At 68.0% G+C, this 12,868-nt stretch carries 14 protein-coding genes; 5 read left to right on the forward strand and 9 right to left on the reverse strand.

What is annotated here, in order from left to right; translation table 11 throughout:
* Positions 1-8 precede the first annotated feature (8 nt).
* The 4 genes from ACH413_RS37690 to ACH413_RS37705 all read right to left on the reverse strand — a co-directional run bounded on the left by ACH413_RS37690 (position 9) and on the right by ACH413_RS37705 (position 4,780).
* Entirely contained in the window at positions 9-1,514 is a 1,506-nt protein-coding gene (locus tag ACH413_RS37690; protein WP_360047813.1) for an aldehyde dehydrogenase family protein, read from the reverse strand.
* An 88-nt stretch (positions 1,515-1,602) separates the two neighbouring features.
* A complete protein-coding gene (locus ACH413_RS37695) occupies positions 1,603-2,613 on the reverse strand; it encodes a hypothetical protein (protein WP_360047814.1) in 1,011 nt (336 codons plus the stop codon).
* Positions 2,614-2,840: 227 nt separating this feature from the next.
* Positions 2,841-3,077, reverse strand: coding sequence for a hypothetical protein (locus tag ACH413_RS37700; RefSeq protein ID WP_360047816.1), 237 nt, complete (start codon positions 3,075-3,077; stop codon positions 2,841-2,843).
* An 11-nt stretch (positions 3,078-3,088) separates the two neighbouring features.
* On the reverse strand, positions 3,089-4,780 hold the full coding sequence (locus ACH413_RS37705) for a sodium:solute symporter family protein (RefSeq protein WP_360047890.1): 1,692 nt from the start codon (positions 4,778-4,780) through the stop codon (positions 3,089-3,091).
* Between the two features lie 191 nt (positions 4,781-4,971).
* Between ACH413_RS37705 and ACH413_RS37710 the strand changes: the two genes are divergently transcribed.
* Positions 4,972-5,181 (forward strand): hypothetical protein, encoded by a 210-nt coding sequence (locus tag ACH413_RS37710; RefSeq protein ID WP_360047818.1) that lies wholly within the window; start codon positions 4,972-4,974, stop codon positions 5,179-5,181.
* Here ACH413_RS37710 and nucS read toward each other — a convergent pair.
* Complete coding sequence (gene nucS / locus ACH413_RS37715) at positions 5,178-5,837, reverse strand: endonuclease NucS (RefSeq protein WP_093592765.1); 660 nt, start codon at positions 5,835-5,837, stop codon at positions 5,178-5,180. The genes ACH413_RS37710 and nucS overlap by 4 nt on opposite strands.
* A gap of 54 nt (positions 5,838-5,891) precedes the next feature.
* On the opposite strand from nucS, the gene ACH413_RS37720 reads away from it, so the two are divergent.
* The gene (locus ACH413_RS37720; RefSeq protein ID WP_360047820.1) at positions 5,892-6,428 is read left to right on the forward strand and encodes an NUDIX hydrolase; all 537 of its coding nucleotides are present in this window, start codon (positions 5,892-5,894) and stop codon (positions 6,426-6,428) included.
* Here the strand turns inward: ACH413_RS37720 and ACH413_RS37725 are convergent.
* Positions 6,419-7,336: a helix-turn-helix domain-containing protein gene (locus ACH413_RS37725; protein ID WP_360047822.1), complete on the reverse strand. Its 918-nt coding sequence runs from the start codon at positions 7,334-7,336 to the stop codon at positions 6,419-6,421. The genes ACH413_RS37720 and ACH413_RS37725 overlap by 10 nt on opposite strands.
* 109 nt (positions 7,337-7,445) lie before the next feature.
* Here ACH413_RS37725 and ACH413_RS37730 point away from each other — a divergent pair, with 109 nt between their 5' ends.
* Both ACH413_RS37730 and ACH413_RS37735 read left to right on the forward strand, forming a co-directional pair.
* Positions 7,446-8,024 (forward strand): DJ-1/PfpI family protein, encoded by a 579-nt coding sequence (locus ACH413_RS37730; RefSeq protein WP_360047823.1) that lies wholly within the window; start codon positions 7,446-7,448, stop codon positions 8,022-8,024.
* Positions 8,021-8,428, forward strand: a complete 408-nt coding sequence (locus ACH413_RS37735; RefSeq protein WP_360047825.1) for a hypothetical protein — start codon at positions 8,021-8,023, stop codon at positions 8,426-8,428. Before ACH413_RS37730 ends, ACH413_RS37735 begins: the two co-directional genes overlap by 4 nt.
* On the opposite strand, the gene ACH413_RS37740 is transcribed toward ACH413_RS37735, so the two are convergent.
* Entirely contained in the window at positions 8,425-9,123 is a 699-nt protein-coding gene (locus ACH413_RS37740; protein WP_360047826.1) for an SDR family oxidoreductase, read from the reverse strand. The genes ACH413_RS37735 and ACH413_RS37740 overlap by 4 nt on opposite strands.
* Positions 9,124-9,225: 102 nt before the next feature.
* Between ACH413_RS37740 and ACH413_RS37745 the strand changes: the two genes are divergently transcribed.
* Positions 9,226-10,080, forward strand: a complete 855-nt coding sequence (locus ACH413_RS37745; protein ID WP_360047828.1) for a helix-turn-helix transcriptional regulator — start codon at positions 9,226-9,228, stop codon at positions 10,078-10,080.
* Here the strand turns inward: ACH413_RS37745 and ACH413_RS37750 are convergent.
* Together ACH413_RS37750 and ACH413_RS37755 are read right to left on the reverse strand one after the other, a co-directional pair.
* On the reverse strand, positions 9,995-10,753 hold the full coding sequence (locus ACH413_RS37750) for an enoyl-CoA hydratase-related protein (protein WP_360047830.1): 759 nt from the start codon (positions 10,751-10,753) through the stop codon (positions 9,995-9,997). The two genes, ACH413_RS37745 and ACH413_RS37750, sit on opposite strands and share 86 nt — an antisense overlap.
* Before the next feature lie 17 nt (positions 10,754-10,770).
* Entirely contained in the window at positions 10,771-12,765 is a 1,995-nt protein-coding gene (locus ACH413_RS37755) for a protein meaA (RefSeq protein WP_360047832.1), read from the reverse strand.
* Between the last annotated feature and the right edge of the window lie 103 nt (positions 12,766-12,868).

The raw sequence follows: 12,868 nt of genomic DNA on the forward strand, positions 1-12,868 counted from the left end.
GACGCTCTTCAGCGACCGAAGAGCGTCCGGGCGAGGCGCAGCATCTGCTTGCCCGCCATGGAGGACCTGTCGAACGTCGCCATGTTGATCAGCGACTTGAACTTCAGCTTCGTCACGGCCTTGGCGTAGGAGAACTCGCGTAGCCCGTCCTCGCCGTGGATGCGCCCGAACCCGGAGTCGCCGACACCGCCGAACGGCAGCCCGGGAATCGCCGCGTAGGTCAGCACCGAGTTGATCGACACCATCCCGACCCGCAGCTCCGACGCCAGTTCCTCGCCACGCGCCTTCGAGAACACGGCGGCACCCAGCCCGTACTTCGACTGGTTCGCCAGCCGCACGCCCTCCAGCGCGTTCGGCACCCGGTTGATCACCACGGTCGGCCCGAAGGTCTCCTCGGTGACCGCCAGCGAGTCCTCCGGCACGTCCACCAGCACCACCGGCTCGACGTACGGGGGCCTGATCGAGTCCGGCCCGCCCACGAGCGCCTTGCCGCCGCGGTCCAGCGCGTCCTGCACGTGCTCGCGGATGATCTCCACCTGCGACGGCATCGTGATCGGCCCGAGGTTCGCGTTCGGCTCGCCACCCGGCTTGAGCTTCTTCGCGCGCTTCACGACGATCTCGGTGAACTCGTCGGCGACGTCCTCGGCCACGTAGATCCGCTCCACGCCCGCGCACGTCTGGCCGGCGTTGGACACCGCGCCCCAGATCGCGGCCTCGGCGGCGGCGGTCAGGTCGGCGTCCGAGTCGACGATCAACGCGTCCTTGCCCCCGCACTCGACCAGCACCGGCGTCAGCGACGAGGCGGCCGCGGCCATGACCTTCTTGCCGGTCCGGGTGGAACCGGTGAACGCGATCTTGTCGACGCCCGCGCCGACCAGCGCCGCGCCCGTCTCACCGAAGCCCGTGACCACCTGGAACACCGGGTACTCCGGCACCGCCTCGGTGAAGGTCGACGCGAGGAACGTACCGACGCCCGGCGTGAACTCCGACGGCTTGAACACGACGGCGTTGCCCGCGGACAGGGCGTAGGAGATCGAACCCATCGGCGTGTGCGCGGGGTAGTTCCACGGCCCGATGACGCCGATGACGCCCAACGGCCGGTACTCCAGCGTCGCGCCGTGGTTGAACATCAGCATGCCCGAGGACACCCGGCGCTTGCCCAACACACGGCCGGCATGTCGCGAGGCCCAGTGCAGGTGGTCCATCACCAGCGCGACCTCGACGCGGGAGTCGTCGGCGGGTTTGCCCGTCTCCGAGCTGATCAACGAGATGAACTCGTCCGCGCGCTGCGAGAGGATCTTGCGCCACGCGTCGAGCTTGGTCTTGCGCCCCTCGAACCCGAGGCCCGCCCACCACGCGGCGGCGTCGCGCGCCGACGACACCGCGTCCTCGACCTCGGCGGCCGTGTGGATCGGGTGATGCGCGACGACTTCGCCCGTGCGCGGGTCCAGTGATGCGAACCGCCGCTGCTCGCCATCGGCCGACAGCGCGCTGTTCGAAGCGGTCTGCGTCATAGGACTCCTCCGGTACTCGCCAGTAACCTCGACACTAACGCGTACTCGAAGAACTTTCAGCCCCCGCCTGGTCCCGTGGAGGGAGCCGTCAGGCCTGGGGCAGGGCAGGAAGAACCGCCTTGGCGAACGCTTGCGCCGCCTGGCAGCGATCCATTTCCTTCTCCTTCGAGGCCGCGACGATGAACTCCACGATCTCACCCGCGTCGCTCTGGTCCTTCGTCCGGACCACCACCAGCTCGCACGTCGGGAACGGACCGTCCTTGAACGCCTGGTAACCCTTCAGCCCGCCGCCGAGATCGGTCTCGACCGACCTGGTGTCGAACTTGCCGTCCTTCGGGATGCGCGCCGTCTTGAACTCGATCTGCATCTGCGCGCTCTGCCCCGTCCACGAGCACTGGTGCAGACCGAACGGCAGCGCACGCGGCGAGGCACCGAGCACGGGCGAGAGCGTCGCCTTGTCGACGATCGTGCACGGGTCGACCTCGACCGGCGAGCCCTTCGGCGGGCTGTACTTCTGCGGGTTGCCCTTGAGCTTGCGCACCACGCCTTCGAGCACCTTGCGTCCCGGCTCGCACGCCTCGCTGCCGTCACTGCTGGTGCTCACCTGGATCCGTACGGCCTGCGCCGGGTTCTCCTGCGTCAAGACCCAGATGAAGCACGACGTGCCGCTCAGCTTCTGCTCGCCGCTCTTGAGGCTCGCGATCTGCTTGGTCGCGTTCTTCACCTCGGTGGACGTCAGCGAGTACCCGATGTCCAGCGTGAAGTTGAGCGTCTTGCCGCCCTTGTCCTTCATGTAGTTGGAGCAGCGCGTGTACGAGCTGCTCGTGTACTTCGACGGCGTGCCGACCGTCTGCAACACGTCCTTGTCGATCAACGCGCACGGGTTGATCAGCCGCAGCCGTTCCGCCGCGAACGCCGGGTCGACGGGCTTGCCCGCCTGCGCCGACGGCTTGGTCGACGGATCGGTCGTGTTCGCGTCCGCACCCGCCTGCACGGTCCGGCGCGGCGAGTTGGTCTTGGCAAGACCCGGCCCGGTCGCGCAGCCGGCCATCAGCAGCGCGGCGGCGGCGACCACAGCGGTGGCACGAAAACGAGGCACGACGTGCACGGTAGTGCCCTTTGCGTGCGTTCGTGGGCGGTACCCCGAGTTGTCCCGTGGCACATGTCACCCAGCGCTACGGGAACGATTCAGAAGATCGACGCGATGTACAGGGTGAAGACCCCGACAGAAGGAGAGACGTGCGAAACCGAATTCGCCGCGCATTCAACTGGCTCGACGCGTGGACGATCGAGGCCTTCAACCCTGTTTACCCTGGTCGTCCCCAGTCATAGCTCCTTGAGCGGCTGCTTGTCCGCTTCCGCGAACTGAGGCCGCAGCATCGCCCACGCGGCGAACACCGCCGCCAGCACCGCCATGGCGATGCCCGCCCACAGGTTGATGTTGACCCCTTCGGCCTTCTTCAGGTCCTCGTCGGTCGTGAACGCGAGACCGATGACGACCAGTACAACGCCGTACAGGCCGAAGAGGAAAGCGATGATCAGTCGCAGGTCGAACAACCTCATGGCAACCTCCCTCAGCCGAAGATGAAGTAGAGAGCAGTGGTCAGGACCAGCACTCCGCCGCCGAGCAGGGCCGGCGAGCGGTACCAGCCGGCGTCCTCACCGGTGGTGGAATGCGCCCTGTCTTCCTTGGGCGTCAGGCTGTAGACCAGCCCGCCGAGCTCGCTGTCCGGCTTCGGCCGCGTGACGAGACTGACCGCGAAGCTCACGACGATGTCGACCACGAACGCGAGACCCGCGCCGAGGAAGCTCGCGCCCTGGCCGGGCAGCTCCAGCAGCTCGATGCCGAACGAGGGCTCCGAGATCACGTAGATGAAGATCGCGGTGAACGTGCCCGCGAGCAGACCGACCCAACCGGCGGTCGGCGTCATCCGCTTCCAGAACATGCCGAGGATGAACGTCGCGAACAGCGGCGCGTTGAAGAACGAGAACAGCGCCTGGATGTAGTCCATGATGTTGGACCCGCCGAGCGCCGCGGCGATGAACGCCGTGCCGATCGCGAGCACGCACGCGCCGACCGTGGCCAACCGCCCGACGCGCAGGTAGTACTCGTCCGGCCGGTCCTTCTTGATGTAGTCCTGCCACAGGTCGTACGTGAAGACGGTGTTGAACGAGCTGACGTTCGCCGCCACACCGGCCATGAAGCTCGCCAGCAGACCCGTGATCGCGATGCCGAGGATGCCGTTGGGCAGCAGATCGCGCATCAGCAACGGCAGCACGTTGTTGTAGACGACGCCGCTGCTCGTGTCGCCGGCCTTGAGCTGCGCCATCTCCGGCACGATGATCGCGGCGATGATGCCGGGGATGATGATGATCGCCGGGATGAGCGCCTTCGGGTACGCGCCGATGATCGGCGTGCGCTTGGCCGCGGACATCGACTTGGCGCTCATCGCGCGCTGCACCTCGGCGAAGTTCGTCGTCCAGTAACCGAACGACAGCACGAAGCCGAGACCGAACACCAACCCGACGACACTCCACACCGGGCTGTTGATGCCGGTGAGTTCTGTCGCGGGCCACGCGGACAGCTGCTCCTGGTCGCTGATCTTCTCGACGATGCCCTGCCAGCCACCGACCTTGATCAGGCCGATGATCGTCAACGGCGCCAACGCGGCCACGATGACGAAGAACTGCAGCACCTCGTTGTAGATGGCAGCCGACAGACCACCGAGCGTCGTGTACGCGAGCACCACCAGTGCCGCGACGACGATGGACACCGGCAACGGCCACCCGAGCAGCGCGTCGATGATCACCGCGAGCGCGAACAGGTTGATGCCCGCGATCAGGATCTGCGCGACGGCGAAGCTGATGGCGTTGACCAGGTGAGCCGGCTTGCCGAAGCGGCGGCGCATGAACTCGGGAACGCTGCGCACTTTCGAGCCGTAGTAGAACGGCATCATCACCAGACCGAGGAACACCATCGCGGGGATGGCGCCGATCCAGTAGTAGTGCACGGTCGCCATGCCGTACTGCGCGCCGTTCGCGGTCATGCCCATCAGCTCGAGCGCGCCGAGGTTCGCGGAGATGAACGCGAGCCCGGTCACCCACGCGGGCAACGACCGCCCCGACAGCAGGAAGTCCAGGCTGGAGGAGACGGATCGTCGTGCCATCACGCCGATGCCGAGAACCACTCCGAAGTAGATGACTAGCAACGCGTAGTCGATCGGTCCCGCGTCAAGCCGCAGGTCCGCCTCGGCCAGCACCGACATCGACACTGCCCACCTCCAAGAATTCAACAAAGTCGAACATAACCGACCAGGAGAGGACAGTACTCCAGGTGAGCGAGTTCCTACCCCGTGTGGTTGATCACCAAACCACGAGCTGATCTGGGGCGCTCACTGAAGTCCGGGCGCGCGAAAACCCGCGTGCGGGCGGAAGCCCGTTCGCGGAAACTCACGTCGTGACCGAGTTCGAAACGCACGCCGTCGCGCGCGACACCGCCGCACTCGCGCTGCTGGAGTCGTTGGCTGACGAAACGCTCGCGGAACTCATGGAACTGGTCATCGCGGGCAGACCGATGCGAGCGGTCAAACTCGCGCACGAGACGTCAGGCCCGGACCACTCGCTCTCGGCGGCGATCCAGGCCATCGGCATGTTCGAAGGCGGCTAGAACAGCCGGAACTCGTCCGGCTCGATCCCGCGCAACGCGTCGTAGTCCAGCACCACGCACCGGATCCCGCGGTCCTCGGCCAGCACCCGCGCCTGCGGCTTGATCTGCTGCGCCGCGAACACACCCTGCACCGGCGCCAGCAGCGGGTCGCGGTTGAGCAGCTCCAGGTACCGGGTCAGCTGCTCGACGCCGTCGATCTCGCCGCGCCGCTTGATCTCCACGGCGACCGACTTGCCCGCGGAGTCGCGGCACATCAGGTCGACCGGGCCGATCGGGGTCGGGAACTCGCGGCGCACCAGCGACCAGCCGTCGCCCAGGGTGGTGACGTGCTCGGCGAGCAGCTTCTGCAGGTCGGCTTCGACGCCGTCCTTCTGCAGGCCTGGCTCTGGGCCGAGCTCGTGCTTGGAGTCGTGCAGGACCTCTTCGAGGGTGATGATCAGCTTCTCCCCCGCCTTGTTCTGCACGGTCCAGATGTCCGGGTCCTCGATCAGCCAGCAGGGCGGGCTCATCCAGTTCAACGGCTTGTACGCGCGGTCGTCGGAGTGGATCGACACAGAGCCGTCAGCCTTGATCAGCAGCAGTCGCTGAGCCATGGGCAGATGGGCGGTGAGCCGGCCTACGTAGTCGACCTTGCAGCGAGCGATGACGAGACGCACCGCGACAGGCTACGGGGTGTGTCCAGAATGCCGACGTTAGGTACGGTCCGTGGCGTGGAAAGCCTCGGCACCCGTCAGGTGTACGTAAACCCGTGGATGACCGTTCGCGAGGACGAGATCCAGCGTGCGGACGGTTCGAGCGGTATCTACGGCGTGGTCGACAAGCCCGACTTCGCGTTGATCATCCCGCTCGACGGCGAGCGCGTGCGGCTCGTCGAGCAGTTCCGGTATCCGATCGGCCTGCGCCGCTGGGAGTTCCCCCAGGGCACCGCGCCGGACCGCGCCGACTCCAACCCGCTGCAGCTCGCGACTCGTGAGCTGCGCGAGGAGACCGGGCTGCGCGCCGGGAAAATGATCGAGCTCGGGCTGCTCGACGTCGCGCCCGGCATGTCGTCGCAGCGCGGGCGCGTGTTCCTCGCGACCCAGCTCACCGAGGGCTTCCACGAGCGGGAGCACGAGGAACAGGACATGCGCTCGGCGTGGTTCCCGCGTGCCGACTTCGAGTCGATGATCGCGAAGGGCGAGATCACCGACGCCCAGTCGATCGCCGCGTACACGCTCCTCCTGCTGCACGAGCACTCTCAGCCCTGAAAAGCCGCCCGGTAGCTCTGCGGTGAGGTCCCGGCGATCCGCTTGAACCTGTCGCGGAACGCCGTGGCCGAGCCGAAGCCCACGCGGCTCGCGATCAGCTCCACCGGGTCCCTGGTCGTCTCCAGCAGGTGCTGCGCCTGGCGAACTCGCGCGCGGTGCAGCCACTGGAGCGGCGTCGTGCCGGTCTGCTCGCGGAAGCGCCGGTTCAACGTCCGCGTGCTCATGCCCGCCTGCTTCGCCAGGTCCTCCAGCGTCAGTTCGAGCGACGCGTTGGCCTCCATCCACCGCAGCACGGGCTCCAGTTCCGCGCCCTGAGGCGTCACGGGCGGTGTCACGATGAACTGCGCCTGCCCGCCTTCCCGTTCCAGGGGCATCACGGCGAACCGCGCCGCGTCGGCCGCCACCGCCGACCCGTGGTCGCGCCGGATCATGTGCAGGCACAGGTCCAGCCCCGCCGCGGCGCCCGCGGACGTGAGGAACTGCCCGTTGTCGACGTAGAGCACGTCCGGGTCGACCTCCAGCGCCGGAAACCGCTCGGCCAGCTCCTCGGCGCCCAGCCAGTGCGTGGTCACCCGCATCCCGTCGAGCAGGCCGGTCTCCGCGAACACGAACGCCCCGGTGCAGATCGACGCGATCCGCGCGCCCCTCGCCGCCGCCTGCCGCAGCGCGTCGATCAACGGCTTCGGCACGACCATGCGCGGGTCGTGGCCGGGAAGAACAATTGTGTCCACTTCGGACAGCAACTCCAAGCCGTGCGGGACTTTGATCTCGAAACAGCCCGCGTCGACAGTCCTCTTCGGACCGCAGACGCGCACCCGGTACCGCCCGACCCAGTTGAACGCGTCGACCGGCGTCGCGAAGTCGAACGGGACCACGCTGTCCATCGCTACCACTGCCACCTCGTGCACGTCCACCACCGTAGCTGGCGAGAATCCGTTGGAACATGGCATTCCAGCCAGTTCTCGCCACGGCCTCCCGCTCCTACCGTTTTGATCACCGAAGCGAGGAGTGAACGAAGTGAAAGCTCAAGTGGTGTTGTTCGACGGCTTCGACCCGTTGGACGCGATCGGCCCGTACGAGACGCTGACCGCGGGCGGGGTCCGGACCGAACTGGTGACGGTCGAGGGTGCGCGCGAGGTCCCCGCCGGCCTCGGCCTGTTGTCCCTGAAGGCAACCGCCCGGCTCGACCCCGGCACCGACGTCATCGTCGTCCCCGGAGCGGCAGCACTCCAGGAGGACGAGATCTTCGCCCTGCTCAGCGCGGGCGCCGCGACGCTCGGACCCGCACTGAAGGACGCGAAGGCGATCATCGCCACCGTGTGCGGAGGGTCGTTGCTGCTGGCCATCGCCGGTCTGATCAAGGGCCGCAACGCCACCACCAACCACCTCGGGCTGCACGCGCTGGAGTCCATGGGCGTGAACGCCATCCGTGCGCGCATCGTCGACGACGGCGACCTGGTCACCGCCGCCGGCGTCAGTTCGGGCGTCGACCTCGGCATCCACCTGATCGACCGCGAACTCGGCGCCCAGCAGGCCCTGGAGGTCGAGGAGCTGTTCGCCCACGAGCGCCGCGGCACCGCGTGGAGGGCCGCGTGAGCAAGTTCTTCCTCTCGCTGCACGTCCTCGCCGCCATCATCGCCATCGGCCCCGTCACCGTCGCCGCCAGCATGTTCCCGAAGGCGGTGACCACGGCCGGCAATCCCGAACTGCTGCACCGGATCTGCCGCGTCTACGCCCTGATCGGCATCTCGGTGCCGGTCTTCGGGTTCGCGACGGCCGGCGTGATGGGCGTGACCGGCCACCCCTGGGTGATCGTGTCGATCGCGCTCACCACCGCCGCCGCGTTCGTGCTGGCCCTGAAGATCCTTCCCGGCCAGGAGAAGGCGTTGAAGACCAAGGACATCAAGCACCTGGCCATGTACACGGGGATCTTCAACCTGCTGTGGGCCACCGTGACCGTGCTGATGATCCTCCGGCCGGGATCGACCACCGGCGCCTAACGCTGCGAAACCGGCCGCACGACGATCTCGTTGACGTCGACCTCCGCCGGCTGCGAGATCGCGTACGCGATGGCGTCACCGATGGCGGACGCCGGCAGCGCGAGCTTGCGGAAGTCCTCCATCAACGACGCCGCGAAGTCCTCGGTGATGGTGTCCGCCAGCTCGGACTCCGTGACACCGGGCGAGATCACGGTGACGCGCAGGTCGTCGCGCTCCTGACGCAGTCCCTCGGACAGCGCCCACACCGCGTACTTCGTCGCGCAGTACACGGCGGCGGTCGGCATGACCATGTGCGCGCCGACCGAGGCGACGTTCACGACGTGCCCGCCGCCTGCGAACCGTGGCAGCACGGCGGCGATGCCGTTCAGCACGCCCTTGATGTTCACGTCCACCATGCGGTCCCACTCGTCGACCTTCAACGAGTCCATGAGGGACAACGGCATCACGCCGGCGTTGTTCACCAGCACGTCGACGCGCCCGTACCGCTCCACCGCGGCGTCCACAAAGGACTGGAACGACGCACGGGACGTCACGTCCAGCGGCGCGTGGGCACCGCCGACCTCGTCCGCCAGCGCCGCCAGCCGGTCCTCCCGCCGTGCTCCGAGGAACACCTGATGTCCTGCCGCCGCCAGCACTCGGGCCGTGGCCTCGCCGATGCCGCTGGAAGCTCCACTGATCAACACAACTTTGCTCATGGCCACAACACTCGCGCCGAAGAACGGCCTCAACCAGGACACCTTCTCCCTAGGTGTGCCACACCCAGGCAGAGCGCAGGCCGAGCGAATAACCTCGGAGACGTGCTCGGCGAGTTTCTGAAAGCCCACCGCGCCCGCGTCAACCCGGAGGACGCGGGCCTCCCGTCGCACACCCAGCGCAAGGTCAAAGGCCTCAGACGCGAAGAGGTCGCCGTCCTGGCCGGCGTGAGCGCGGACTACTACGCGCGCCTGGAGCAGGGCCGCGAGACCAACCCGTCCGCGCAGGTCCTCGACGCGCTGAGCCGCGCGCTCCGCCTCGACACGGACGCCCGCGCGCACCTGCACCGCCTGGCCGGGGTCGTCGCCGACGAAGGCCACGCCACGGACAAGGTCAGCCCGGAACTGCTGCAGCTCATGAGCGGCATGCACGACATGCCGGCGTTCGTGATGAACTCACTGCTGGACATCCTCGCGATGAACGCGCTGGCCGAAGCCCTGTACGAGCCGTTCACGCCTGCCGACAACGCGGCCAGGATGACGTTCCTCGACCCCGCCGCCGCGAGCTTCTACCCGCGCTGGAACTGGGTCGCGCAGAGCACCGTCGGGCATCTGCGGCACACCGCGGACCCGAAGTCCCCGCGCCTGCGGCGGATGGTCGCGGAACTGAACCAGAACCCGGTGTTCAGGGAACTGTGGGAACAGCACGAGGTGCGCGGGAAGACCCAGGACGCCAAGGAGTTCCTGCACCCGGCCGTCGGCCCGCTGCACCTGAGCTACCACTCGTTCGACGTGCGCGAGGCGCCCGGCCAGTTCCTGGTGGTCTACCAGGCGGAGCCGGGCCCGAACGCCGACGCGCTGCGGCTCCTCGCGACTAGTCGGGCCACACGGGCGGCCGCTTCTCCAGGAACGACGCCCGTCCCTCTTTGGCTGACGGGGACTGCGAGGTCTCGGCCATGACGGACAGCGCGATCTCGTACCCGTCGATCTCGGGCCGGTCGAGCTGCGCGTAGACGGTCCGCTTGCCGATGGCCTTCGACGCCCGGCTCCCCCGCGTGGCGCGTGCCAGCAGTTCGTCCGTGGCGGCGTCCAACTCCTCCGCCGGCACAGCGCGGTTGATCAGCCCCCACTCGACGGCCGTCGCCGCGTCGATCACGTCACCGGTGAGCACGAGCTCCATCAACCGCTTGCGCCCGATCGACCGCGCCACCGGCACCGCGGGCGTGTGGCAGAACCACCCGGCCTTGCCACCGGGCAACGAGAACCCGGCCGTGTCCGCCGCCACCGCGAGGTCGCACGAGGCCACCAGCTGACACCCCGCGGCCGTCGCCAGCCCCTGCACGCGCGCGATCACCACCTGCGGCGCGGACTGGATGGTCTTCATCAGCACGGTGCACAGCTCCAGCAGCAGCCGCACGCCTTCCTCGTCCCGCGCGTGCACGTCCGCGAAGTCGTGCCCGGCGGAGAACACCGGCCCCTCGGCGGCGAGCACGATCCCGGCGGCATCCGACGCGCGCACCTCGCGGAACGCGTCCAGCAGCTCCGTGAGGTGCTCGGCGGACAGCGCGTTGCGCTTGGCCGCGCGGTTCATCGTGATCCGGACGACGGACCCGTCCCGCGAAACGTCAACCATTCCGCGACACTAAGGCCCTACGAGAGAGAACGCACCTCTCGGATCACGGTGACGATCTCGTCCATGATCTCGGTCAGCTCGTAGTCCTTGGGCGTGAACACCCGCGCCACACCACGATCGCGCAGCTTGGCGGCGTCGTCCGGCGGGATGATGCCGCCGACGATCACCGGGATGTCCCCGGCGCCGGCCGCGCGCAGGCCGTCGACCACCGCGGGCACCACTTCGAGGTGCGAGCCGGACAGGATCGAGAGGCCGACGACGTGCACGTCCTCCTGCACGGCCGCGGCGACGATCTGCGACGGCGTGAGGCGGATGCCCTGGTAGACGACCTCGAAGCCGACGTCGCGGGCACGCACGGCGACCTGCTCGGCGCCGTTGGAGTGGCCGTCGAGGCCCGGCTTGCCGACGAGCATGCGCAGGCGCTCGCCGATCTCCTCGCCGGTGGAACGCACCCGGTCGCGCACGCGGGCGATCTCCGAGCCCGCCTCGCCGGACGCCGAGGCGCCGGAAACGCCTGTGGGGGCACGGTATTCGCCGAACGTCTCACGCAATGCCTGCGACCATTCGCCCGTCGTGACTCCGGCGCGCGCACAGGCCAACGTCACCTCGACGAGGTTCCGGTCGGTCTTCGCGGCTTCGCGCAGAGCGTCCAAAGATGCTTCTACCGCAGCGTTGTCGCGGTTCGCCCGCCACTGCTGGATCGCCTCGACGGCGTGCAGTTCGACGATCGGGTCGATGGTCTCGATCGAGTTCGCGCCCTCGGCCTGCAGCGGCGACGGCTCGGTCGTGTCGAACTTGTTGACGCCGACCACGATGTCCTCGCCCGCCTCGACGCGACGGCGGCGATCAGCCAGTGAGGACACCAGGTTCGACTTCATGTAGCCGGACTCGACGGCCGCGACGGCACCGCCCATCGCCTGCACGCGGTCGATCTCCTCGCGGGCACCGGCGAGGATCTCGTTGACCTTCGCCTCGATGACCGGTGAGCCGTCGAAGATGTCGTCGTACTCCAGCAGATCCGTCTCGTAGGCGAGCACCTGCTGCATGCGCAACGCCCACTGCTGGTCCCACGGGCGCGGCAGGCCGAGGGCCTCGTTCCACGCAGGGAGCTGGATCGCACGCGCACGGGCGTTGCGGGACAACGAGACCGCGAGCATCTCCAGCACGATGCGCTGGACGTTGTTCTCGGGCTGGGCTTCGGTCAACCCCAGCGAGTTCACCTGCACGCCGTAGCGGAACCGGCGGTGCTTCGGGTTCTCGACGCCGTAGCGCTCCAGCGTGATCTCGTCCCACAGCTGGGCGAACGCGCGCATCTTGCACATCTCCTCGATGAACCGCACACCGGCGTTCACGAAGAAGGAGATGCGGGCGACGACCTCACCGAACTTCTCCTGCGGCACCTGACCGGAGTCGCGCACCGAGTCCAGGACGGCGATCGCCGTGCACATCGCGTACGCGACCTCCTGCGCCGGCGTCGCGCCGACCTCCTGGAGGTGGTAGCTGCAGATGTTGATCGGGTTCCACTTCGGCACGTTCGACACGGTCCACGCGACCATGTCGGTGATCAGCCGCAGCGACGGCCCCGGCGGGAACACGTACGTGCCGCGGGACAGGTACTCCTTGATGATGTCGTTCTGCGTCGTGCCGGCGAGCGCCGACGGGTCCGCGCCCTGCTCCTCGGCCACGGTGACGTACATGGCGAGCAGCCACATGGCCGTCGCGTTGATCGTCATCGACGTGTTGGCGCCGGCGAGCGGGATCTGGTCGAAGAGCTGCCGCATGTCGCCGATGTGGCTGATGGGCACGCCGACCTTGCCGACCTCGCCCTTCGCGAGCTCGTCGTCGGGGTCGTAGCCGGTCTGCGTCGGCAGGTCGAACGCCACGGACAGGCCCGTCTGCCCCTTGGAGAGGTTCCGGCGGTAGAGCGCGTTGGAAGCCGCGGCCGAGGAGTGGCCCGCGTACGTGCGCATCACCCAGGGGCGGTCGCGCTCCCGGTCAGCGGGGTACGGCACAGCAACCTCCCACATCGTCGTTCATCGGAGCGTACTGGCCGGTAACCATTGCTGCGCGTGCGATTGCTCACTGAATCGTGACCGCTGGGAGCATGATGAAGGG

The sequence above is a fragment of the Lentzea sp. NPDC020367 genome, from assembly GCF_044387305.1.
GTDB lineage: Bacteria > Actinomycetota > Actinomycetes > Mycobacteriales > Pseudonocardiaceae > Lentzea.